At 59.6% G+C, this 22708-nt stretch carries 27 protein-coding genes; 12 read left to right on the top strand and 15 right to left on the bottom strand.

The window, feature by feature from the left end; all coding sequences use genetic code 11:
• Together MB824_RS01235 and rpsJ are read left to right on the top strand one after the other, a co-directional pair.
• Positions 1 to 115: EF-Tu C-terminal domain-related protein (locus MB824_RS01235; RefSeq protein WP_456077649.1), on the top strand; the 115-nt coding region annotated here is incomplete at its 5' end.
• Positions 116 to 133: 18 nt separating this feature from the next.
• On the top strand, positions 134 to 445 hold the full coding sequence (gene rpsJ, locus MB824_RS01230) for a 30S ribosomal protein S10 (RefSeq protein WP_238745166.1): 312 nt from the start codon (positions 134 to 136) through the stop codon (positions 443 to 445).
• A 125-nt stretch (positions 446 to 570) separates the two neighbouring features.
• Here rpsJ and htpX read toward each other — a convergent pair whose 3' ends face one another.
• From htpX to MB824_RS01215, 3 genes are all read right to left on the bottom strand, one after another.
• A complete protein-coding gene (gene htpX / locus MB824_RS01225) occupies positions 571 to 1425 on the bottom strand; it encodes a protease HtpX (protein WP_238745164.1) in 855 nt (284 codons plus the stop codon).
• Between the two features lie 351 nt (positions 1426 to 1776).
• A complete protein-coding gene (locus MB824_RS01220; RefSeq protein ID WP_238745162.1) occupies positions 1777 to 2154 on the bottom strand; it encodes a rhodanese-like domain-containing protein in 378 nt (125 codons plus the stop codon).
• Between the two features lie 134 nt (positions 2155 to 2288).
• Positions 2289 to 2624 (bottom strand): carboxymuconolactone decarboxylase family protein, encoded by a 336-nt coding sequence (locus tag MB824_RS01215; protein ID WP_238745160.1) that lies wholly within the window; start codon positions 2622 to 2624, stop codon positions 2289 to 2291.
• Positions 2625 to 2718: 94 nt separating this feature from the next.
• Between MB824_RS01215 and MB824_RS01210 the strand changes: the two genes are divergently transcribed.
• Positions 2719 to 3654: an AraC family transcriptional regulator gene (locus MB824_RS01210; protein WP_238745158.1), complete on the top strand. Its 936-nt coding sequence runs from the start codon at positions 2719 to 2721 to the stop codon at positions 3652 to 3654.
• A gap of 161 nt (positions 3655 to 3815) precedes the next feature.
• Here the strand turns inward: MB824_RS01210 and MB824_RS01205 are convergent, their stop codons facing one another.
• The 3 genes from MB824_RS01205 to MB824_RS01195 form a co-directional block, all read right to left on the bottom strand.
• Positions 3816 to 4436 (bottom strand): hypothetical protein, encoded by a 621-nt coding sequence (locus tag MB824_RS01205; protein ID WP_238745156.1) that lies wholly within the window; start codon positions 4434 to 4436, stop codon positions 3816 to 3818.
• Between the two features lie 131 nt (positions 4437 to 4567).
• Positions 4568 to 6973, bottom strand: coding sequence for a DNA topoisomerase (ATP-hydrolyzing) subunit B (gene gyrB, locus MB824_RS01200; protein ID WP_238745154.1), 2406 nt, complete (start codon positions 6971 to 6973; stop codon positions 4568 to 4570).
• A 121-nt stretch (positions 6974 to 7094) separates the two neighbouring features.
• The gene (locus MB824_RS01195) at positions 7095 to 7442 is read right to left on the bottom strand and encodes a hypothetical protein (RefSeq protein ID WP_238745153.1); all 348 of its coding nucleotides are present in this window, start codon (positions 7440 to 7442) and stop codon (positions 7095 to 7097) included.
• Between the two features lie 127 nt (positions 7443 to 7569).
• On the opposite strand from MB824_RS01195, the gene MB824_RS01190 reads away from it, so the two are divergent.
• The 3 genes from MB824_RS01190 (at position 7570) to MB824_RS01180 (ending at position 9611) form a co-directional block, all read left to right on the top strand.
• The gene (locus tag MB824_RS01190; RefSeq protein WP_238745152.1) at positions 7570 to 7917 is read left to right on the top strand and encodes a hypothetical protein; all 348 of its coding nucleotides are present in this window, start codon (positions 7570 to 7572) and stop codon (positions 7915 to 7917) included.
• Between the two features lie 113 nt (positions 7918 to 8030).
• A complete protein-coding gene (gene nadE, locus MB824_RS01185; protein WP_238745151.1) occupies positions 8031 to 8819 on the top strand; it encodes an NAD(+) synthase in 789 nt (262 codons plus the stop codon).
• 3 nt (positions 8820 to 8822) lie between these two features.
• Complete coding sequence (locus tag MB824_RS01180) at positions 8823 to 9611, top strand: Cof-type HAD-IIB family hydrolase (protein ID WP_238745150.1); 789 nt, start codon at positions 8823 to 8825, stop codon at positions 9609 to 9611.
• 113 nt (positions 9612 to 9724) lie between these two features.
• Here MB824_RS01180 and MB824_RS01175 read toward each other — a convergent pair whose 3' ends face one another.
• Together MB824_RS01175 and obgE are read right to left on the bottom strand one after the other, a co-directional pair.
• Complete coding sequence (locus MB824_RS01175; protein WP_238745148.1) at positions 9725 to 10075, bottom strand: hypothetical protein; 351 nt, start codon at positions 10073 to 10075, stop codon at positions 9725 to 9727.
• A 71-nt stretch (positions 10076 to 10146) separates the two neighbouring features.
• Positions 10147 to 11295: a GTPase ObgE gene (obgE, locus tag MB824_RS01170; protein WP_238745172.1), complete on the bottom strand. Its 1149-nt coding sequence runs from the start codon at positions 11293 to 11295 to the stop codon at positions 10147 to 10149.
• A 127-nt stretch (positions 11296 to 11422) separates the two neighbouring features.
• Between obgE and MB824_RS01165 the strand changes: the two genes are divergently transcribed.
• Positions 11423 to 11827 carry a hypothetical protein gene (locus MB824_RS01165; protein WP_238745146.1) on the top strand — a complete coding sequence of 135 codons (405 nt, stop codon included), beginning with the start codon at positions 11423 to 11425 and terminating at the stop codon, positions 11825 to 11827.
• A 40-nt stretch (positions 11828 to 11867) separates the two neighbouring features.
• Here MB824_RS01165 and ruvC read toward each other — a convergent pair whose 3' ends face one another.
• Positions 11868 to 12404 carry a crossover junction endodeoxyribonuclease RuvC gene (gene ruvC, locus MB824_RS01160; RefSeq protein WP_238745144.1) on the bottom strand — a complete coding sequence of 179 codons (537 nt, stop codon included), beginning with the start codon at positions 12402 to 12404 and terminating at the stop codon, positions 11868 to 11870.
• An 86-nt stretch (positions 12405 to 12490) separates the two neighbouring features.
• Between ruvC and uvrC the strand changes: the two genes are divergently transcribed.
• Positions 12491 to 14347, top strand: coding sequence for an excinuclease ABC subunit UvrC (gene uvrC, locus MB824_RS01155; RefSeq protein ID WP_238745142.1), 1857 nt, complete (start codon positions 12491 to 12493; stop codon positions 14345 to 14347).
• Positions 14348 to 14453: 106 nt separating this feature from the next.
• Here the strand turns inward: uvrC and ftsX are convergent, their stop codons facing one another.
• Positions 14454 to 15368: a permease-like cell division protein FtsX gene (ftsX, locus tag MB824_RS01150; protein WP_238745170.1), complete on the bottom strand. Its 915-nt coding sequence runs from the start codon at positions 15366 to 15368 to the stop codon at positions 14454 to 14456.
• Positions 15362 to 16015, bottom strand: coding sequence for a cell division ATP-binding protein FtsE (locus MB824_RS01145; protein ID WP_238745140.1), 654 nt, complete (start codon positions 16013 to 16015; stop codon positions 15362 to 15364). The genes ftsX and MB824_RS01145 overlap by 7 nt, the downstream gene beginning before the upstream one ends.
• 275 nt (positions 16016 to 16290) lie before the next feature.
• Here MB824_RS01145 and infC point away from each other — a divergent pair, with 275 nt between their 5' ends.
• The 3 genes from infC (at position 16291) to rplT (ending at position 17514) form a co-directional block, all read left to right on the top strand.
• A complete protein-coding gene (infC, locus tag MB824_RS01140; protein ID WP_328516363.1) occupies positions 16291 to 16812 on the top strand; it encodes a translation initiation factor IF-3 in 522 nt (173 codons plus the stop codon).
• Between the two features lie 135 nt (positions 16813 to 16947).
• Positions 16948 to 17145: a 50S ribosomal protein L35 gene (rpmI, locus tag MB824_RS01135; RefSeq protein WP_002232040.1), complete on the top strand. Its 198-nt coding sequence runs from the start codon at positions 16948 to 16950 to the stop codon at positions 17143 to 17145.
• A gap of 12 nt (positions 17146 to 17157) precedes the next feature.
• Positions 17158 to 17514, top strand: a complete 357-nt coding sequence (rplT, locus tag MB824_RS01130) for a 50S ribosomal protein L20 (protein WP_197902937.1) — start codon at positions 17158 to 17160, stop codon at positions 17512 to 17514.
• Between the two features lie 212 nt (positions 17515 to 17726).
• Here the strand turns inward: rplT and iscA are convergent, their stop codons facing one another.
• The 4 genes from iscA to MB824_RS01110 form a co-directional block, all read right to left on the bottom strand.
• Positions 17727 to 18047, bottom strand: a complete 321-nt coding sequence (gene iscA, locus MB824_RS01125) for an iron-sulfur cluster assembly protein IscA (protein WP_238745135.1) — start codon at positions 18045 to 18047, stop codon at positions 17727 to 17729.
• 99 nt (positions 18048 to 18146) lie between these two features.
• Complete coding sequence (locus MB824_RS01120) at positions 18147 to 18875, bottom strand: amino acid ABC transporter ATP-binding protein (RefSeq protein WP_238745168.1); 729 nt, start codon at positions 18873 to 18875, stop codon at positions 18147 to 18149.
• 52 nt (positions 18876 to 18927) lie between these two features.
• The gene (gene rsmA / locus MB824_RS01115; protein WP_238745133.1) at positions 18928 to 19707 is read right to left on the bottom strand and encodes a 16S rRNA (adenine(1518)-N(6)/adenine(1519)-N(6))-dimethyltransferase RsmA; all 780 of its coding nucleotides are present in this window, start codon (positions 19705 to 19707) and stop codon (positions 18928 to 18930) included.
• A 159-nt stretch (positions 19708 to 19866) separates the two neighbouring features.
• Positions 19867 to 20817: a YheT family hydrolase gene (locus tag MB824_RS01110; RefSeq protein WP_238745131.1), complete on the bottom strand. Its 951-nt coding sequence runs from the start codon at positions 20815 to 20817 to the stop codon at positions 19867 to 19869.
• 322 nt (positions 20818 to 21139) lie between these two features.
• Here MB824_RS01110 and gdhA point away from each other — a divergent pair, with 322 nt between their 5' ends.
• Entirely contained in the window at positions 21140 to 22477 is a 1338-nt protein-coding gene (gdhA, locus tag MB824_RS01105; protein ID WP_238745130.1) for an NADP-specific glutamate dehydrogenase, read from the top strand.
• Positions 22478 to 22708 lie beyond the last annotated feature (231 nt).

Below are 22708 nucleotides of genomic sequence, written 5' to 3'. Positions count from 1 at the left end.
AACCATTACCGTAGAACTGATCGCCCCGATTGCCATGGAAGAAGGTCTGCGTTTCGCCATCCGCGAAGGCGGCCGTACCGTTGGTGCCGGCGTGGTTTCTACTGTAATCGCTTAATCGAAGGATACCGAATCAATGCCAAACCAAAAAATCCGTATCCGTCTGAAAGCCTACGATTACAGCCTGATCGACCGCTCCGCGCAGGAAATTGTTGAAACCGCCAAGCGTACCGGCGCCGTTGTTAAAGGCCCGATTCCGCTGCCGACTAAAATCGAGCGTTTCAACCTGCTGCGTTCTCCCCATGTGAACAAAACTTCGCGTGAACAGCTGGAGATCCGCACCCACCTGCGTCTGATGGACATTGTGGATTGGACCGACAAAACCACCGATGCCCTGATGAAACTGGATCTGCCGGCAGGCGTGGATGTAGAAATCAAAGTCCAATAATTAGTGGCTGAAACAAAAAACCGAACGGGTTTCCCGTTCGGTTTTTTTGTTTGGTAGATGGGTAAAGGGTAAGCGGAGAAAGTAGGGAAGCGATGAACAAATTGACGCACCAATATCCGAAATGTTTACAGAATACGCAGACGTTCAATCCGTTTATCCAAGCTGGGATGCGAGCTCAGCCATGTTTGGGCGTGCTTGGCATCGGATTCGCCGGAGATGCCCATTGTCGTAATATCTTGCCGCAAACAGCCGCCGCGACCACGCAGGCGCTGCAAGGCGCAAATCATTTTCGGCACGCCGACCAAACGGGCGGCGCCAACATCGGCGCGGTATTCGCGCACGCGGCTGAAACGGTAAACGATTACGCTGGCAAAAAAGCCGAAGAAAAACTGAAAACCGAGATAAGCGGCGAAATACACTCCGCCAACCAGCCGTTGACCGGCTCCAAGTTTTGCCGCCATGCGGCTGACGGCATGGGCGGGAAACACCACCACCGTATTCACCACACCCTGCATCAGCGCCAGCGTGAGCATGTCGCCGTTGCCGATATGCGCTACTTCGTGCGCCAGGACCGCTTCCACTTCATCGCGGCTCATATTTTCCAAAAGGCCGGTACTTACCGCAATCAGCGCGCGGTTTCGGCTGCTGCCGGCGGCAAACGCATTCAATTCCGGCGAGTGGTACAGCGCCACTTTGGGCGGCTGCAAATCCCATTGCTGCGACAAATCCCGCACGCATTGCAGCAGCCATATTTCCGTATCGTTTTTTGCTTCGCCAACCACTTGGGCGCCAACCGAATTTTGAGCCAAAGTTTTGGAAAGCAGCACGGATATTAAGGCACTGGCCACCGCCAGCAGTGCAAAATAAAATAGGCTCGAGAGCGTGTTTACACCGCTGCTCCAGCCTAAAAATGCCAATACCGCCCCCAGTTGCAGCATCATCGCGGCAATTGTAGCGGCAAACAGAAAAACGCGTTTCATGTGGCGTGCACCCTGCGGCGGATAACCGCCTATTATGTTTATGGAACAAATTCGACAGCGGCGGATTATGACAACAAATGCCTAGAAAAAACACATGTTTTCGGCAAAACTGTGCAAAGCCGTTTTCAGGCTGCCCCAAAGGGCGAACCCCTTGAAATCGGGTATTGTGCAGTTTTGGGAAGAAGCGGCTGTTAACCGGCTTAATTTTTCTTTACATCATGCCTGAAAACGTAAGGGCTGGGCGGACGATCCGCAAGCCTTTCAGGCTGCTTGGCGGGAAAAGCAGCCTGAAAAAAGCCGTCCGGTTTCCCGAACGGCTGTGGCAGTGTGTGTTTTGGTGTCCTTTTGCGCCTAGCGTACGCCTTTTTTCAGCAAATCTTGATAACCGCCGTGGTTGCTGACTTGGGTGTAACCCATTTTTTTCAGTTCCTGCAATGCGGCTTCGGCACGGCGGCCGCTGCGGCAGTAAAGATTGATGGGCGCGTTTTTATTGGGGCTGACGGCAGCGATTTTGCCGGCGATTTGGTCAACGGGAATATTGACGGCACCCTGGATATGGCCTTCGGCAAACTCTTCAGGCGTGCGCACGTCTATCCAGATGCCTTTGGCTTTGGCCGGCTGTGCGGCGGCCTTGGCGGCGGTTTGCGGCGTGGCCTTCGGTGCGGCTTGGGCAGTGGCAGACAGCGCGGCAACAGCGGCAAGCAGCATCAGGCGGGACATTGTTTTCATGGCGGTTCTCCGTGTGAAGTATGAAACGGCGCGAATTGTAGCGCGGACTGTTTGGCCGTGCCAGCGCAGCCGGTTTTTGCAGGCAGCCTGAAAGCGGCAAATCGGTTTTCAGGCTGCCTGTATGCCGTTGCGTTTTAGCGTTGGCTGTCGATGGCTTCCAGCGCGCGCAGGGCGTAGGTGTAGGCAGCGCCGGCGTTCAGCGAGATGGCGGTGGCCAGTGCGCCGGCGATTTCGCTGTCGGTGGCGCCGGCTTTGGCGGCTTTCTCGGCGTGGACGCTGATGCAGCTTTCGCAGCGGGTAGTGATGGCGACAGCGATCGCAATCAGCTCGCGCGTTTTTTCGTCCAGCGCTTCGGCGGCAGCGGCCTGTTCGAGCGCGCCGTAGGCCTGCAGCATTTTCGGATGGTTTTTGCCCAGCGCGGCAAAAGATTTTTTCACATGGGCGGTGTGTTCGGGCCAGTTTTGAAACATGGTATTTCCTTTCGTGATTGGGTTGACGCTGCGGATTATGGCGATAATCTGCGTATAATAATCTGCAAATCGTCTCAAAGAATGGTAAAAAACGATGGATGTGTTGGACAAACTGGTCGAATTGGCGCAACTAGCCGGCAGCGTGGACACCCAATGCCTGTTTCAGGGCGCATGGTATGTGCGCCACGAAGCCAGCCGCGTGCGCGGTGTGGTGCACATCGTTACCCGCGGTTCGGGCTGGATTAAGATCGACGGCGAAAACCAGGCGCGGCTTCTGCAGCAGGGCGATATCGTCTTTTTCCCGCGCACCGCCGGCCATGTGCTCAGCAGCAGCGCCGGCTGCGGCAACTGCGAAGACACGGTAGAGAGCAGCCGGCAAGGCGCGTTTACCGTGAAAAGCAGCAGCGGCGAAGGCGGCCAAATGCAGCTTTTCTGCGCCCGTTTCGAATACGAGCAACAGGCCGAACTGATTGCCGGCCTGCCCGCCATGCTGCGCCTGCATCTGGACAGCCCCGAGCTGTGCTATCTGGTGGAAATGCTCAAAGGCGAAGCCGCCGGCCTGCGGCAGGGTTCGACTTCGGTGGTAAATGCGCTGTCGGCGGTGCTGCTGGTGCTGATGCTGCGCGCCTATCTGGCGCAGGAAGGGCAGGAGCTGCCCGACGGCGTACTCAAAGGCTGGCGCGACAAACGCCTGCGCGGCCTGATCCAAGCGGTGATCGAGCAGCCTGAAAAACCGTGGAACGTTGAAGACATGGCCGCCGAGGCCAAAATGTCGCGCGCCCACCTGATGCGCCTGTTCCGCCAGCAAACCGGCAGCAGCCCGCATGCCTTTGTCAGCCGCATCCGCCTGCAGCAGGCCGCGCTGCTGCTGAAGCAGCGTGCCGATTCGGTGCTGTCGATCGCGCTGTCGGTGGGTTTCAGCTCGGAAACCCATTTCGGCAAAGCGTTTAAAAAAGAATACGGCATCTCGCCCGGCCAGTACCGCAAGCAGCCGCAGGAAGCGGTGGCGGACGGCGGCTTTGTGATTTAAACGGCCCATCCGCAGCGGATGGCGGCATGGCGCCGGTGCCAAAAGCAGCTTGAAAGATTTTCAGGCTGCCCAATGCCCGGGTGCTTTGCCGCAGAGCAAAAAGCAGCCTGAAAGCCGCGTATCCGGTTTTCAGGCTGCTTTTTACCGTTTCGGGCTGCGGTTTACACCGGCTTTTGGCCGTCGGTTTCAAACTTGAGCTGCTGGTGGAATTCGCGCGCCTGCCGTTCGGCCTGGCTGCCGAGATCGTCGAGCATCAGGGCGACGTATTCGGGGAAAATGTAGATCGAGCCGAGCTTGGCGCGGGCGGCGTCGGTGGCGGGTTCAAGACTGGGGATGGCGACGCTGCGGTCGATTTCGCCGTCCCAGGGAATGTCGAAACGGCGCTCCTGATAGCGGATGGGCATGAGTTCGCAGGGCTTGCGGTGCAGCAGGATGCACAGTGCTTGGCCGCTGAATACGTCGTAGAGCCAGGCATCGCCGCGGTCGTTGTTGAACAGCAAAAAGGCGGAGGGTTCGGCGGTTTCAAAGCCGGTGGCGGTTACGTAGTCCTGGCCGTCGAGCGTGTGGCGCTCGAGCACGAAGCACTCTTCGGTGAGCGGGGTGCGGCCGTAGCGCTCGCCGGCGGCGTAGCATTCTTGGGCGTGCGACCAATTCTGGTATTTGGCTTCTTTGGCGGCGGCGTTCAGCAAATCGGACATCTGCCCGCCTTGTTTGCTCTGGCGCTTTTTCGCCTGCTTGCGCAGGTGCTCGAGGGTTTCTGCGGTGGTGTGGATGTATTTCATTGGGGTTCCTTTGCGGGTTTTCAGGCAGCCTGAAAGTCGGTTGGGGCTTGATAGGTTTTCAGGCTGCTTTGATACGGGAAAGGCAGCCTGAACAGCGGTTTTCTGTTTTCAGGCTGCCTGTTGGTGCCGGTTTAGGCGTCGATATTCTGTGCCACCAGCGCGTTGTTTTCGATAAAGGCGCGGCGCGGTTCGACTTCGTCGCCCATCAGGGTAACGAACACTTCGTCGGCGGCGATGGCGTCTTCGATGCGCACTTTCAGCAGGCGGCGGACGGTGGGATCCATGGTGGTTTCCCACAGCTGCTCGGGGTTCATCTCGCCCAAGCCTTTGTAGCGCTGGATCATCAGGCCTTTTTGCGCGCCGGCGAGCAGCAGGTCGAGCGCGTCTTCAAAGGAAGCAGCCTGAAGCGGTTCGGCGTCGCCTTTGAATACCTGCAGCGGCGCGGAAAATTCGAGCGCGGCGAGTGCGGCGGCGGTGGAGGAAAGGGTTTGGTAGGCTTTGCTGTCGAGGAATTTCTGGTCGAGATAGCTCACCATCACGTTGCCGTGCAGCTTGCGGGTGATTTTCAGGAAGTGGCCGCCTTCTTGTCCGGCAACATGTTCCAGCGCCACTTCTTCGTGCTGCAGCACGGCGGAGAGCGCGGCGATGGCGGCTTGGGCGGCGGCTTCGTCGGCCAGGCTGACGGCGGGCACGTCCAAGAGCGCGCGCAATACGGCGGCGTCGATCACGCGGCTTTCTTGGGCGATGGTGCTGCGGGCTTTCAGGAATTTGCGCGCGGTTTTGGCCAGCTCGGCGCCTTCAATGACGCGGCCGGCGGATTCGATGCGGGCTTTATCAACGGCCAGACCGAGCAAAAATTCGTCTTTTTCGGCTTCGTCTTTCAGGTAGCGCTCCTGCTTGCCGTGCTTGGCTTTGTAAAGCGGCGGTTGGGCGATGTACACATAGCCGCGCTCAATCAATTCGGGCATCTGGCGGTAGAAGAAGGTTAGGAGCAGGGTGCGGATATGGGCGCCGTCCACGTCGGCATCGGTCATGATGATGATGCGGTGGTAGCGCAGTTTTTCCAGATTAAACTCTTCTTTGCCGATGCTGGTGCCCAGCGCGGTAATCAGGGTGGCGACTTCCTGGCTGGCGAGCATTTTCTCGAAGCGGGCTTTTTCCACGTTCAGGATTTTGCCTTTCAAGGGCAGGATGGCTTGGAATTTGCGGTCGCGCCCTTGCTTGGCGGAACCGCCGGCCGAATCGCCCTCCACCAAGTAAAGCTCGGACAGCGCCGGGTCTTTTTCCTGGCAATCGGCCAGTTTGCCGGGCAGACCCAAGCCGTCCATCACGCCTTTGCGGCGGGTGATTTCGCGCGCTTTGCGGGCGGCTTCGCGGGCGCGGGCGGCGTCGATGATTTTGCCGGTGATGATTTTAGCGTCGTTCGGATTTTCTTCGAGAAAGTCGTGCAGCGCGGCGCTCAAAACTTCATTGACCACGGGGCCGATTTCGCTGGACACCAGCTTGTCTTTGGTTTGCGACGAGAATTTGGGATCGGGCAGTTTCACCGACAAAATGCAGGTCAGCCCTTCGCGCATATCGTCGCCGGCGGTTTCGATTTTGGCTTTTTTGGCGATTTCGTTGGCTTCAATGTATTGGTTGATGGTGCGCGTCATCACCTGGCGCAGCGCGGTCAAGTGGGTGCCGCCGTCGCGCTGCGGGATGTTGTTGGTGAAGCACTGCACGTTTTCCTGATAGCTGTCGTTCCACTGCATGGCGCATTCGACGCTCATGCCGTCTTTCTCGCCGAAAGCGTAGAACACTTTGTCGTGCAGCGGCGTTTTGTTGCGGTTCATATACTGTACGAAGCCGGCCACGCCGCCGGAGAAGGCGAAGTTTTCGTGTTTGCCGTCGCGCTTGTCGGTCAGCTCGATGCCGACGCCGTTGTTTAGGAAAGAGAGCTCACGGATGCGCTTGGCAAGAATGTCGAACTTGTATTCCACCAGGCCGAAAGTGTCTTCGCTGGCGAGAAACTGCACGCGGGTGCCGTGTTTGCCGGCCGGGCAGTCGCCCACCACTTTTAAGGGTTCGACCGCTTCGCCGTGGCGGAATTCGACGAAATGCTCTTTGCCCTCACGCCAGATGGTCAGGCGCAGCCAGTCGGAGAGCGCATTGACCACCGACACGCCCACGCCGTGCAGGCCGCCGGAGATTTTGTAGCTGTTGTTGTCGAACTTGCCGCCGGCATGCAGCACGGTCATGATGACTTCGGCGGCGGAGCGGCCTTCTTTGGGGTGGATGCCGGTGGGGATGCCGCGGCCGTTGTCTTCGATGGTGATGGAGTTGTCGGAATTGATGGCGACGGTGATTTTGTCGCAGTGGCCGGCCAGCGCTTCGTCGATGGCGTTGTCCAACACTTCGAACACCATGTGGTGCAGGCCGCTGCCGTCCTGCGTGTCGCCGATATACATGCCCGGGCGCTTGCGCACGGCTTCCAAACCTTCCAATACCTGAATGCTGTCGGCGCCGTATGCGGCGGTTACTGTCTGTTCGGTCATTTTTGTGTCTTTTCCCAAAAAAAAGCCGCCCTCTCAGGCAGCCTGAAAGGGCGGATTATACCCGAATTCGGCAGGCTTTTCAGGCGTGCCAAGGCAGCCTGAAAAGACGGGTGCCGCTTTTTCAGGCTGCTTTGTCGTCTGCGCGATAGGCATCGAGCACCGCCACCGCATCGCGCAGCGACAGGCCGTAATGCTCGCGCAGGGTTTTGATATCGGCAATGCGCCGGCCGCTGAGATGTTCGGCCATCCAACGGCGGGTTTCGTCGGGTGCGGCGTCGAAGCGTTCGCGGGCGCTGCGGGCGGCGGCGCCCAGTTTCCACGCCAGCCACCAGTAGACGGCGTTGGCGGCCAGCAGCACCGCGCCGGCTGCCGGCGTGGCGGCATCGCCGATCCGCCACCACAGGCACAGGGCGGTGATGGTGGCGAGCGAGCAGACGGTTTGCAGTTTCATCATGGCGGCGGGCTTCACGGTTTTTCCTTGTTAAAAACAGGCATGCGGTGATTGTAGTCTTTTCAGGCTGCCTTTGGCAGCTGGCGGCGATGCTGTTAGAATTCCCGCACTTTTGACAGACGGCTTTTATCTGCGGGAGAAAACCATGAAAACCACCACAATGATGCTGTTGGCACTGGCGGCATTGGCCGGCTGCGGCGGCAAATCTTCGGGCAAACTGCCGGCCGTTTGCGCCGATGCGCTGACGCAGTACGCCAAGCTCGACCAGGCGCAATGGAAACAGCTGGATCTGTCGGTGCAGCTGGGTTTGGGCACGGTGCTGGAGCAGGGCGGCGGCAAGGAAAAGGCCGCGCTCTCGGCCTGGCAGCAGAGCATGGCCGACCGCTATGCCGTTACCAAAGACCTGCAGGGGCAGGAAGCGGCCGATGCCATGCTGGAAGAAACCGAAACGCAATGTAAGGAATGGCAGCAGGCGATGCAGTCTGCCCAATAAACCCGCGCCGCCCGCCACCGCAAGCGGGCGGCGGTTTTTGCACAAACGTTTTTCAGGCTGCCCGCATACACAGGCAGCCTGAAAACATCCAAGCGCAACCCAAAGGAAACATCATGCAGACAGAAGCTCTTATCCGCCATATTTCAGGCTGGCTCAAAGACTACGCCGCCGGTGCCGGCGTGCGCGGTTACGCCGTCGGCATTTCCGGCGGCGTCGATTCGGCGGTGGTGTCCGCGCTGTGCGCCAGAAGCGGCGTGCAGCTGCTGTGCGTCGATATGCCCATCCGCCAAAAGGCCGACCAGCTCGAGCGCGCCCGCAACCACATCGCCGCGCTGCAACGGCAGTTTTCCAATGTACGTGCCATCAGCGCCGATCTGACGCCGCTGTTTGAAGAGTTCGAGCGCAGCGTGGCGCTGCCGGATGCTAAGCAGCAGGAACTGGCGCTGGCCAACACCCGCTCGCGCCTGCGCATGAGCACGCTTTATTACTACGCCCAAACCCACGGCCTGCTGGTGGCCGGCACCGGCAATAAGGTTGAAGATTTTGGCGTCGGCTTTTTCACCAAATACGGCGACGGCGGCGTCGATGTCAGCCCGATTGCCGATTTGCTCAAATCGCAGGTATACCGGCTGGCCGAAGCGCTGGGCGTATCCGAATCCATCCGCGCCGCGGCGCCGACCGACGGCCTGTGGGACGGCGAGCGCACCGATGAAGAGCAGATGGGCGCGAGCTATCCCGAGCTGGAATGGGCGATGGCGCAGCATGAAGCGGGCAGGGCGCGCGAAGAGTTTGCCGGCCGCCAGCAGCAGGTGTTTGATATTTACACCCGTCTCAACCGCGCCGCCCAGCACAAAATCCAGCCGATACCGGTGTGCCGCATTCCTGCCGAACTGTTGGATTGAACCATGCCGCCCAAAATCGTTTTTTTCGATATCGACGACACGCTCTATCTCAAACACGAGCGCCGCATTCCCGCTTCCACCCGCGATGCACTGCACCAGTTGAACGCGCGCGGCATCATCACCGCCATCGCCACCGGCCGCACTCCCGCCGTGCTGCCCGAGCCAATCCGCCGCCTGATGGACGATACCGGTATGGAGATGTTGGTGGCGGTCAACGGCCAATACGTCGAATACCGCGGCCGGCCGCTGGCGCAGTTTGCCATGCCGCCGGTGCAGGCCGAAGCGGTTTCAGGCAGCCTGAAAGCACACGGCATCAGCCACGGCTTCGTTTCCGCCGAGCGCATCAGCGTGGCGGCCGCCGACGAGCCGCTGCACCGCTCACTCGGCGATCTGGCGATTCCCTATGAAGCGGACAGCGGCCATGTCGGCCGCGAACCGGTATATCAGATGCTGGCCTTTTATCCCGAAAGCCGCGACGCCGAAATTGCCGCGCTGCTGCCGCCGCAGCTGAAAACCGTGCGCTGGCACCCGCAAGGAGTGGACATTATCGAGCGCGCCGGCTCCAAAGCCCGCGGCATCCGCGCCGCCTTGAACGCGCTGGGTTTGGAAATGGCCGACGCCATGGCCTTTGGCGACGGCCTAAACGATCGGGAAATGCTCGAAGCCGTCGGTTTCGGCGTTGCCATGGGCAATGCCCTTGCCGAACTCAAAGCCGTTGCCCGCCACGTCTGCCCCGCCGCCGCAGAAGACGGCATCGCCCGCGGCTTGCGCGAGTTGGGGCTGATCGATTGATGGATCGGCTAAGGCCATAAAACGAAAACACGGCAAAACCGGCTTTCAGGCAGCCTGAAAGCCGGTTTTGCCGTGCCGTTTGCGGTTTCAGGCAGCCTGAAACGCGGGCGGGTTTATTTGACGATCTCAAACCAACCTTTAACGAGCACCCATTCACCATTTTCCTTGGTAACCTTGACTTTATAGCTTCTTAGCGCTTTGGCGTAGGAAGAGCGGTCGCTGAATACATTGATTTCGCAAGTAAACACACCCTTCTTGATGTAGCCGCCGCTGGTTCGGGCGCAGGATTGGCCTACTGTCAGATGGGTTCCGGGCGGCAGTTTGTCCACGATCGGCTGCGCCAGCTTGCGCACGGTTTCCTGGTTGGGCGGCACAAAGGTAATGTCGCCGGTGCTGAAATATTTGTAGCCGGCAAACACAATGGCGGCCGTTATGATGAAGTTAAGCAGTTTTCCTAAGTCCATTAGTCGTTCCTTTCGTATCGTAAAAAACCAACAAGTTTATCCGCCAAACATGCGGCGTGCCAATTCTGAAGTTATTCCGCTTTCAGCACCGACAAATCGGTCTGGCCGGCGGCCGTTTCATTGTCTGCCCTTTCAGGCTGCTTGGCAGCTTCTTCCGCCGCCTGCCGCCGTTTCTCCGCCAGATACAGCCCGATTTGGCGCACCAATTCCTGCGTGCCCTGATGCGCCAGCGCGCTGATTTCAAATAGGCGCGGGGTTTCGGTGTCGAAGCCGAAACGGTCGTCCGGCGCGGGGAACTGCCAGCCGGTGGCTTCAAGGAAAGCGGCTTTGCGCGCGGCGGCTTCTTCGGGGCTGAGCATGTCCAGTTTGTTCAGCACCAGCCAGCGCGGTTTGTCGTAGAGTTCGGCGTCGTATTTGCGCAGTTCGCCCACGATGGCCAGCGCTTCGGCGGCGGGATCGACGCTGTCGTCAAACGGCGCCAGATCGACCACGTGCAGCAGCAGGCCGGTGCGCGAAAGGTGTTTGAGAAAGCGGTGTCCCAGCCCCGCGCCTTCGGCGGCGCCTTCGATCAGACCCGGGATGTCGGCCATCACAAAGCTGTGGTTTTCGTCCAGCCGCACCACGCCGAGATTGGGGTGCAGGGTGGTGAAGGGGTAGTCGGCCACTTTCGGGCGGGCGGCGGAAACAGCGCTAATCAGCGTTGATTTGCCGGCGTTGGGCATGCCCAACAGGCCGACGTCGGCCAGCACTTTCAGTTCCAACAGCAGGCGGCGGCTTTCGCCTTCTTCGCCCGGCGTGGCCTGCTTGGGCGCGCGGTTGACCGACGATTTGAAATGCAGGTTGCCCAGCCCGCCCTTGCCGCCGCGCGCCAGGCAGACGCGCTGGCCGTGGCGGGTGAGATCGGCGACGGTTTCGTCGGTGTCGATGTCGCGGATCAGCGTGCCGACGGGCATTTTCAGTTCGATGTCGTCGGCGCCCGCGCCGTAGCGGTCGGAGCCGTGGCCTTTTTCGCCGTTTTTGGCCTGGTAGCGTTTGATAAAACGGTATTCCACCAGCGTGTTGGTGTTTTCGTCGGCCACCGCAAACACGCTGCCGCCGCGTCCGCCGTCGCCGCCGTCGGGGCCGCCGCGCGGCACGAATTTTTCGCGGCGGAAACTGACCGCGCCATTGCCGCCGCGTCCGGCCGCCACTTCGATTTTGGCTTCGTCGATAAACTTCATAATCTCTCTCGAAGGGCTTTTCAGGCTGCCTGAAAACCCGAAATGGGAAAACGGCACATTATACAGGAAGCGGCACGGGGCTTTGGCTATAATCGTGTGCTCGGCAAGGCAGCCTGAAAGGACGATGATGGACAACCAAACAGAACGCGGCTGGTGGCGCGCGGCGCGGACGGCGCTTGCCGGCAACCTGCTGACCGGCGCCGGATCGAATCTGGTTTTTGTGGTGTTTTTCAGCAAGCTGGAAGATTGGAGCGAAATCTTCGGCCTGTTTCTGACGGTGCTGCTTCCGTGGAGCCTGTTTAGTGCGCTGATTGCTGCGGCCGCTGCCGGTATGGCGGGCTGGATGACGCGTGATAGGGCATGGCATCCGCGCTGGCGGCGCAGGCTGTTTGCCGCTTCGCTGCTGTGGGGGCTGATTTCCTGTGTTGCCGTGATAAGGTTGGTTCAAAGCTGGGTTTTGGTCTGGCCGTGCAGTATGCTGCTGACCTATTTCTGCCTGCGGCCGCCAAAAGGCTTCGGCAAGGCAGCCTGAAAGGCGGAAAACAGGTTTTTCAGGCTGCCTTATCCGGCGTTTACGGCTGCAGCCGTCCGCCCTTAATCTGCAGGCCGCCCAGCCGTCCGGCGAGGCCGTGGTGGCGCAGCGCGTGGGTGATGGCAACGGCCAGACCGTCGGCGGCGTCGGCCTGCGGCGTGCCGGAGAGATTGAGCATCTGCACCACCATATGCTGCACCTGCTCTTTGGCCGCCTTGCCGCGCCCGACCACCGACTGCTTGACCTGCAGCGCGGTGTATTCGTAAACCGGTAGCCCGCGCAGCACCAGCGCCGCCAGCGCCGCACCGCGCGCCTGGCCGAGCATCAGCGTGGCGGCGGGATTGACGTTGACAAACACCTGCTCCACCGCCGCCTGCGCGGGACGGTAGGTGGCAATCAACTCGTCGATATGCTCGACGATCACGCCGATGCGGCCGGCCAGCTCGTCTTTGGGGATGGTTTTGATGCAGCCTGAAGCCACATAAACCTGCTCGCGGCCGATAACGTCGATAATGCCGAAACCGGTGCTGCGGCTGCCGGGGTCGATGCCTAAAATTCTTAAGGGGCGCTGGCTCATGGCGGAACGGGAAAACGGGAAAAGGCGGCGATTATAAGGCAAAGGCAGCCTGAAAACCTTTTCAGGCTGCCTTATAATCCGCCCCCATGAACACGCCCGATTCCGAATTCGACCTTGCCCTGTTTCTGAAAACCCTGCCCGCGCTGCCGGGGGTGTACCGCATGATTGCTGCCGATAGCTCGGTGCTGTATGTTGGCAAGGCGGTGAATCTGAAGCGGCGGGTGTCGGGTTATTTCCAGAAAACCGCCGGCCACTCGCCACGCATCGCGCTGATGGTCAAGCAGGTGGCGCGGGTGGAGATTACCGTTACCCGCAGCGAAGCCGAGGCGCTGATTCTGGAAAACAATCTGATTAAGTCGCTGTCGCCCAAATATAATATTCTGTTTCGCGACGACAAATCCTATCCCTATCTGATGCTCTCCGGCCATGAGTTCCCGCAGATGGCCTACTACCGGGGCAGCCTGAAAAAGCCGCACCAGTATTTCGGCCCCTATCCCAACGGCTACGCGGTGCGCGACAGCATCGAGGTGCTGCAAAAAGTGTTCCAACTGCGCACCTGCGAAGACAGCGTGTTTGCCCACCGCGAGCGCCCCTGCCTGCTGCACCAGATCAAGCGCTGCTCCGCGCCCTGCGTGGGTGCCATTTCGTTTGAGGACTACCGTGCTTCGGTAAACGAGGCCGCCGCTTTTCTCAACGGCCGCACCGATGTGCTGAGCCAGACTTTGCAGCACAAAATGCAGCAGGCCGCCGCCAATCTGCAGTTTGAAGAAGCCGCGCGCTACCGTGACCAATTACAGGCGCTGGGGCTGGTGCAGAGCCGCCAGTTTATCGACAGCCGCAACCCCGACGCCCCGCACAATATCGATATTCTCGCGCTGGCAGTAGAGCAGGGCGGCGTGTGCATCAACTGGACCAGCATTCGCGGCGGCCGCCACGTCGGCGACAAAAACTTCTTTCCCGACACCCGCCACGACCCCGATCCCAACGGCCAGGACTACGCCGAAGCCTTCGCCGCCCAGCACTATCTGGGCAAAACCAAGCCCGATCTCGTCATCAGCAATTTCAGGCTGCCTGAAAGCCTGCAGGAAGCCGTCAGCAGTGAGCACGGCAAGGCCGTCCAATTCGTTTCCAATACGCGCGGCGAGCGCAAAGTGTGGCTCGACATGGCGGTGCAGAACGCCCGGCTCGCCCTGTCGCGCCACCTGCTGCAAAACAGCAGCCAGATCCGCCGCACCGCCGCGCTGGCCGAACTCATCGGCCTGCCCGAAAACGAACTGCAGCGGCTCGAATGCTTCGACATCAGCCACACCCAAGGCGAAGCCACCGTCGCATCCTGCGTGGTGTACGACGAACACGCCATCCAGCCGTCGCAATACCGCCGCTACAACATCACCACCGCTAAAGCCGGCGACGACTACGCCGCCATGCGCGAAGTGCTCACCCGCCGCTACGGCAAACTCGCCCAAGCCCAGGCCAACGGCGAAAGCGTGCGCTGGCCGGACGCCGTGCTCATCGACGGCGGCAAAGGCCAAATCGGCATGGCGCTCGAAGTATGGGAAGAGCTTGGTCTTACCATTCCACTGATCGGCATCGCCAAAGGCCCCGAGCGCAAAGCCGGTTTGGAAGAACTGATCCTGCCCTTCCAAAACCGCAGCCTGCGCCTGCCCGACAACAGCCCCGCCCTGCACCTGCTGCAAACCGTGCGCGACGAATCCCACCGTTTCGCCATCACCGGCCACCGCAAAAAACGCGAAAAAGCCCGCATCACATCGTCGCTCAACGACATCGCCGGCATCGGCAGCAAACGCAAAGCCGCGCTGCTCACCCGCTTCGGCGGCCTGCGCGGCATCCAGGCCGCCAGCATCGACGACCTTGCCCAAACCGAAGGCATCAGCCGCGCGCTGGCGGAAAAGATTTACGCCGCGCTGCACACGCATGCGTAAATGCAAAAAGGCAGCCTGAAAACGGTTTAAGCGGTTTTCAGGCTGCTTTTGCGGCGAAACACCCGTTTCAGGCAGCCTGAAACGGGTGTTGTGCGTTTGGGCGGGTTTAATGGCGCCGTGCTTTGAAGCCGATCAGGTGGCGGCGGGTGGCGGCCCAGGCGCCGGCGATGCCGAGCAGGCAGACGACAATCAGCACCGATACCGTTTCCCACCAATAGAAAGTGCGCCACTGCAGATTGATGCCGTAGGGCTGGAAAATCTGGGTAATCAGCGGGCGGGTCTGCGCCATCAGCCAGGTGCACAGGCCAAGGCTGAGCAGGGCGGACAGCAGGCTCTGCCAGGCGGCCTGATAGAGAAAGGGGCGGCGCACAAAGGAAGAGGGCGCGCCCAGCAGTTTGGTGATTTCGATTTCTTCTTTGCGGCTGAGAATCTGCAGGCGGATGGTGTTGTGTGCCACCAGCACAAAGGCAAAACCCAGCGTTACCGCCAGAAACCAGAAAATCTGGTTGGCCAGGGTGTTGAGACGGTAAAGAGTCTGCATCCATTCCTGGTCAAGCTGGGTGCTTTCCACCATCGGATAGGCGGCAAGGTCTTTTTGCAGCGCGAGCACCGCCTGCGGATCGGCATCGGCGGGGGTAACGACAAAGGCGTCGGGCAGCGGGTTTTCGTCGAGCATCGACACCACTTCCTGCGTGCCCATCGCCGCTTTCATTTCTTCCAGCCCTTCGGCTTTGGCAACAAAACGGCTCTCTTTTACCCGCGGGTCGCCGGCGAGCAGTTTTTGCACGGCGTCGGTATCCGCGCCGGCGGCGCCCATGTCCATATACAGGGTGATCTGCGGCACGCCGCTTAGGCGGTCGAGCACGTTTTTGCTGCTTTGCACGCCCAAGTAGAGCGTTAGCGGCAGGGTCATGGCGATGGCGAGCATGGCGAGTATCATCAGCGCGGCCAGCGGCTGTTTGAAGAAATAGGCGGCGGCGCGGCGGGCACTTTCCCAGTGGAGCGACAGATAATTCATGATGCGAACCTGCCTTCCTGCAGGCGCAGGATGCGGTGGCCGTAGTCCTGCATCAGGGTTTCGTCGTGCGCCGACACGATGACGGTGGTGCCGGCTTCGTGAAAGGTTTTAAACAGTTCCATAATATCGAGCGCGTAGGCGCGGTCGAGGTTGGCCGAAGGTTCGTCGGCAATCAGCAGGCTGGGCTGGTGGACGACGGCGCGGGCGATGCACAGGCGCTGCTGCTCGCCGCCTGAGAGACCACGCGGGTCGGCGGTTTCGCGTCCGCCCAAACCGACTTTTTCAATCGCGATGCGGGCGCGTTTGTCGGCGGTTTTGCGGTCGTAGCCGATAATCCGCAAGGGCAGCAGCACGTTTTCCAGCACGTTGCGGTCAAACAGGATTTTGTGGTCTTGGAACACGATGCCGATGTGCTGGCGCAGGTAGCACAGCTGGTTGTCGGAAAGGCGGCCGATGTCCTGTTTGTTCATCAGCACGCGGCCGCCGCTGGGGCGTGTGATGCCGGAAATCAGCTTCAGTACCGTCGATTTGCCGGCGCCGGAATGGCCGGCGATGAAAATCATCTCGCCTTTGGCAATGGCGAAGCTGACGTTTTTCAGAGCCTGAAAACCGCCCTGATAGGTTTTGGATACGGATTCGAATCGAATCATGGATCAAGCACTCCCGTGTTTTCAGGCTGCCTGCAGACGCGGGCGCAGGCAGGCAAAGGTGGCGATTATAAGCGGACTTTGCGCGCCGCCCCAAACGCTGCCGCCGGCCGCTTGGCGGCGCTTGCGGCAAAAAAGCGCCGTTAAACAGAAAATTGCCGTATTAAAGGCAAATTTTGCTATAATCGCGGCTTTTCGCGCAGCAGCGGCAGCCTGAAAAACAGGCAGCCTGAAAATACCGCCAAGGCTGCGCCAATCCGAAACCAGACAGGAGATTTATCATCGCACAAGAACGCGAAGCACGTATCAACGGCGAAATCACCGCCAAAGAAGTGCGTTTAATCAGTGGCACGGGCGAACAGCTCGGCGTGGTATCCGTAAAAGAAGCCCTCGCATTGGCCGAAGAGCAGGATGTGGACCTGGTGGAGATTTCCCCCACCGCCAAACCGCCTGTGTGCAAGCTGATGGACTTTGGCAAATACAAATACGAGCAGTCGAAAAAACGCGACGAAGCCAAGAAAAAACAAAAACAGGTGCAGATTAAGGAAATCAAATTCCGCCCAGGCACCGACGAAGGCGACTACCAAATCAAAATGCGCAACATCGTGCGCTTTTTGAGCGAAGGCGACAAAGTCAAAGTTACCCTGCGTTTTCGTGGCCGCGAGATGGCGCACCAGCAGCTGGGCGCCCAACTGCTCGAGCGCGTGAAAGAAGATTTGGCGGAAATCGGCCAGGTGGAGCAGTTCCCGAAAATGGAAGGCCGCCAGATGGTGATGATGATTGCGCCGAAAAAGAAATAAGCCTATAATCCCGCGCCTTTCGCATCCGCCGCGCGCGAAAGGCGTTTTTCAGCGGCAAAAACCGTGGCAGCGGGTTTCAAGTGCGGATTTTTCCGCCTCCTTCTGCCTTATCCTATAAGTAACCCGGAGTTTTCCATGCCTAAAATGAAAACCAAATCCAGCGCGAAAAAACGCTTCAAAGTGCTGGGCAACGGCGGCGTGAAACGCGCCCACGCGTTCAAACGCCACATTCTGACCAAGAAAACCACCAAAAACAAACGCCAGCTGCGCGGCACCTCTATGGTGAACGACCGCGATTTGGCTTCTGTTGCCAAAATGTTGCCCTACGCATAAGGAGATTGAAACATGCCACGCGTAAAACGCGGTGTAACCGCACGAGCCCGTCATAAAAAAGTATTAGCATTGGCCAAAGGCTACCGCGGCCGCCGTAAAAACGTCTACCGCGTTGCCAAGCAGGCGGTAATGAAAGCAGGCCAGTACGCCTACCGCGACCGCCGCCAGCGCAAACGCCAGTTCCGCCAGCTGTGGATCGCCCGTATCAATGCCGGCGCCCGCCAAAACGGCCTGTCTTACAGCAAATTCATGAACGGCCTGAAACGCGCCGCCATCGAGCTGGACCGCAAAGTATTGGCAGACTTGGCCGTATTCGACAAAGCCGCTTTCGCGCAGCTGGTTGAAAAAGCCAAAGCCGCTCTGGCCTAATCCGCCGCAGCCGCAATGATTCAAGGGAAACCGTTTTCGGTTTCCCTTGTTTTTTCGTGTTGTCCGGCGTGCCTGCCTAGACGAAACCGGCAGGGTAGGGCGGTGGCGTATTGCCGCTTGCAGGCAATATGGCTCAAACCAAGCATGCAAAAAAGCAGCCTGAAAAGCACCAATCGGCTTTTCAGGCTGCTTTTATTGCGCGTCTGGCCAAATCAAACGTGGAAACTTTCGCCGCAGCCGCAAGACTCTTTCACGTTCGGGTTTTGGAACTTAAAGCCTTCCTGCAAGCCTTCTTTGGCGTAGTCCAGTTCGGTGCCGTCCAAATAAACGTGGCTTTTGGGATCGACGAATACTTTGACGCCGTGTTCTTCAAAAACCAAGTCGTCGGGATCGACGGTGTCGGCGAATTCGACGGTGTAGGCCAAGCCGGAGCAGCCGCTGGTTTTCACGCCCAAGCGCACGCCTTCGCCTTTGCCGCGTTTTTCGAGAAAGTCGCGGATGCGTTCGGCGGCATTGCTGGTGATGGTAATCATAATTTTGCCCTTTCAGAATGAGTGTGTCCGATATGCGGGCGATTGTACCGCAAACAAGGTTTTCAGGCTGCCTGAAAAACCACAGCCGGGCGCGGGGTTTTAGTGCGACATAATCTGGCGCAGAAACTGGCGCGCGCGTTCGGTTTTCGGCGCGGTGAAAAACTGCTCGGGCGTCGAGTCTTCGAGAATCTGCCCCTGATCGACAAACACGATGCGGTCGGCCGCTTCGCGGGCGAAGCCCATTTCGTGGGTAACACACATCATGGTCATGCCGCTGAAAGCCAGTTCCTTAATCACTTTGAGCACTTCGCCCACCATTTCTGGGTCGAGCGCCGAAGTCGGCTCGTCAAACAGCATCACGCGCGGCTCCATTGCCAGGCCGCGGGCGATGGCGACACGCTGCTGCTGGCCGCCGGAAAGCTCGGTGGGAAAAGCGTCGGCCTTGTGCGCCAGTCCTACCGTTTCCAGCAGCGCACGCGCTTTTTCTTCCGCCGCCGCCTTGCCCAGGCCTTTGACTTTAACCGGCGAGAGCGTGATGTTGTCGAGCACGCTCAGGTGCGGATAGAGATTGAAATGCTGGAACACAAAGCCGACTTCGGTGCGCAGGCGGTTGAGATCGGTTTTCGGGTCGGCCACATTGACGCCGTCCACCCAGATTTCGCCGCCCTGCACCTGCTCGAGCTGGTTGACGGTGCGGATCAGCGTCGATTTGCCGCTGCCCGACGGGCCGCACACTACCACCACTTCGCCTTTGCGGATGTCGAGACTGACGCCATTGATTACATGCAGGTTGTTGAAATGTTTGTGGACGTTTTGAAAGCTGACCACGATGTCGGAAGCGGGTTTTGCCATGGGATTCTCCAAAGTAGGGCGGGCGTTTTCAGGCTGCCTGCGCGGCCAGGCGATTGCTCAGGGCAACGTAGCGCTCGGGCGCGACGGCTTCGGCGCGCTGCTGCGGGTCGATGCCGGCGGCGGCCATGTCTGCTTCGCCGGCCAGCCCTTTCAGATTGTTGCGTAGGGTTTTGCGCCGTTGGGAAAAAGCCTGTCTGACCAGCGCGGCAAAGCCGTCGAAATCGGCGGCGGTGCCGATGCGGCCGCTCTGCGGAATCATGCGCACCACTGCCGAATCGACTTTCGGCGCGGGCGTAAACGATTCGGGCGGTACGTCGATCAGTTTTTCCATATCGAAAAAATACTGCAGCATCACGCTCAGGCGGCCGTAATCGTTGCTTTCAGGCTGCGCCACCATGCGCTCGACCACTTCTTTTTGCAGCATAAAGTGCATGTCTTCGATTTCGCCGGCATAGGTGCTGAGCTTGAACAGCAGCGGCGTGGAAATATTGTAGGGCAGGTTGCCGACGATTTTTTTGCGCCCGGGCACGCTGGAAAAATCAAACTGCAGCACGTCGCCTTCGTGGATCTGCAGCTTGGCGGCGAAAGGCTGCGCGCGCAGGTAGGCGATGATGTCGCGGTCGATTTCGCAAACGTGCAGCCGGTTCAGGCGGCGGCACAGCGGCTCGGTAATTGCCGCCAGCCCGGGGCCGATTTCGATAACGGTGTCTTCAGGCTGCGGCCGCACGGCATTGACGATGTCCTGAATGATGCGCGTGTCCTGCAGGAAATTCTGGCCGAAGCGCTTGCGTGCCTGATGGGGTTTCATGGAAATGTGCCGGAAATCAAAAGGGCGCCATTGTACCGAAAAGCATTGGCACTGTGCTGAAAACGGCTAAAAGCAGCCTGAAAGGGATTTTCAGGCTGCTTTTGGTTTTCAGGCTGCCTTTATTTGGGTTAAAGCGGATAACAGGCAGCCTGAAAACGGTTAGCCGCGCCGGCGCTCGAGACCGTCGAAAAAAGCGAGCAGGGTGTCGGGCAGCCAGCGCAGGTGGCCGCGGCCGCCGCCGCTGACAAAGCCGCAATGGCCACCGTGCTCGGGCTGCAGCAGGCAGACGCTGGGCGAGATATCGGCGGCGGTAGGCAGGCTGTCGGCGGGAACAAAGGGATCGTTGCGCGCGTTCAGCAGCAGCGTCGGCACGGCAATGTTTTTCAGCAGCGGCTTGGCGGACGATTGGGCGTAATAGTCGTCCTTATCGGCAAAACCGTGCAGCGGCGCGGTGTAGCGGTTGTCAAACTCCGCCAGCGAGCGGCAGAAACGGCGGCGGCCGGCCGGCACTTTGCCCATCAGCGTGTGCATGAAATAGGGCGTGTAGAGCAGGCGCGACAGCCCGCTTTCGAGCAGGCGGCTGCCGGCACCCAAATCGAGTGGCGAAGACACCGTTGCCGCGGCGGCGGGCAGGGCGGCAGCGCCTTGTTCGCCAAGGTATTTCGCCAGCACATTGCCGCCCAGCGACACGCCGACCGCATAAATTTTACGGTAGCGCGCTGCCAGAAGCGCGAGCATATGTGCCGCTTCGCGGCTGTCACCGCTGTGGTAAAGCCGTTTGGACGCCACGCCGCCGCAAGAGCGGAAATGGGCGACCACGCCGTGCCAGCCGTGCGCGCGCACGCGGTGCATCAGTTCGACGGCGTAATGGCTGGTGCTACTGCCTTCGAGCCCGTGAAACAGCACCACCAGCGGCGCGTCGGGGTCGGCGGCATCGACAAAATCGTAGGCGGCCAAATCTTCGCCGTAGCTGTCGGGCAGCAGCTCGCGGCGGTAGGCGGGCGGCGGCGACTGCAGGGCTTTGGCGTACAGCGTTTGCGCATGGCCGCCCTTGAGCCAGGGCGGCGCCTGCAGCGGCGGCAGCTGTTGCAGCAGATCGTGCGGATTCATGGCAAAACTTTGCGGTAACAAAAACGGCGGCCAGTATAGAAAAGCGCGGCGGCAGCGGCAAGGGCAGCCTGAAAACTATCCGGCGCGCGAAAAAGGCGCTGCTCATTCTTTTCAGGCTGCTTTCGGGATTGGGATTCGCCGGCGGGCGGCAAAGGGCTTTCAGGCTGCCTACAGCGCCTGCGGCAAGGCGGTTTTATCCGGTTTTCGCTATGGCAAAGACAGGCAATTCTTGCTAGACTACACGCCGCAACAAACTGCCTGTGCCGGCACGGAGCGCAGGCGGATTTCCACCACCAACCGCCTTAACTAAATGGAGAATGGCATGAGCAACCTAGATTCCTTGTTCCAGCAGATCAAACAGCGCGATCCGAACCAAACCGTATTCCACCAAGCCGTTGAAGAGGTATTCGGCAGCCTGAAACCGTTTTTGGACAAAAACCCGCAATACACCAAAGCCGGCCTGCTGGAGCGCATCGTCGAGCCCGAGCGCGTGATTATGTTCCGCATCTCTTGGGTGGACGACCAAGGCCAAGTGCAGGTAAACCGCGGCTACCGCATCCAGATGAACTCCGCCATCGGCCCCTACAAAGGCGGCCTGCGCTTCCACCCCACCGTAGATTTGGGCGTGCTCAAATTCCTGGCTTTCGAACAAGTCTTCAAAAATGCGCTGACCACCCTGCCGATGGGCGGCGGTAAAGGCGGTTCCGACTTCGATCCCAAAGGCAAATCCGATGCCGAAGTAATGCGTTTCTGCCAAGCCTTCATGACCGAACTCTCCCGCCACATCGGCGCCGATCTGGACGTGCCCGCCGGCGACATCGGCGTGGGCGCGCGCGAAATCGGCTACCTCTACGGCCAATACCGCCGCGTACGCAACGAGTTCGCCTCCGTACTCACCGGCAAAGGTCTGACCTACGGCGGCAGCCTGATCCGCCCCGAAGCCACCGGCTACGGCACCGTGTACTTCGCCCAATTCATGCTGAAAACCAAAGGCGAGGGCTTTGAAGGCAAACGCGTGGTGATTTCCGGCTCCGGCAACGTTGCCCAATACGCCGCCGAAAAAGCGCTGCAACTGGGTGCCAAAGTGCTGACCGTTTCCGACTCTTCCGGCTTCGTCAAATTCCCCGATTCGGGCATGACCGAAGCCCACTTCGACGCGCTGCAGGAAGTGAAAAACGTCCGCCGCGAGCGCCTGTCGGTGTTTGCCAAAGAGCAGGGTCTGGAATACTTCGAAGGCAAACGTCCGTGGGCCGTGGCCTGCGACATCGCGCTGCCCTGCGCCACCCAGAACGAACTGGATGAAAACGACGCCAAAGAGCTGCTGAAAAACGGCGTCAAATGCGTGGCCGAAGGCGCCAATATGCCCTCCACCCTCGGCGCGGTTGAAGCCTTTATCGGCGCGAAAATCCTTTACGCCCCGGGCAAGGCCTCCAACGCCGGCGGCGTCGCCACTTCCGGTCTGGAAATGAGCCAAAACGCCATCCGCCTGTCTTGGAGCGCCGAAGAAGTTGACCAACGCCTGCACGGCATCATGGAAAACATCCATGAAAACTGCGTGGCCAACGGCAGCGAAGGCGGCTATGTGAACTACGTAAACGGCGCCAACATCGCCGGCTTCAAGAAAGTTGCCGAAGCCATGCTGGCACAAGGCGTAATCTAATCCCCGCCTAAACGCGCGGCGGTTCGGACTCTTTAGAGTATCCGAGCCGCCGCGTTTTTTTGTGCCGGCAGGGCAGGGCGCAGGCAGCCTGAAAGCCGGGTTTTCGGTTTTCAGGCTGCTTTGGGGTTGCGCAGTTTGCTGCCCATCGGCAGGTCGTAGGTTGGGTCGAGCCCCAACAAAATCTTTAAGCGTTAAAAATGTTGGGTTTGGCAACCCAACCTACCTGCTTTC

The organism is Kingella pumchi (genome assembly GCF_022288825.1).
Lineage (GTDB): Bacteria > Pseudomonadota > Gammaproteobacteria > Burkholderiales > Neisseriaceae > Kingella_D > Kingella_D pumchi.
Note: the sequence above shows the minus strand (reverse complement) of the source record. Positions and strands in the feature narration are given on the sequence as shown.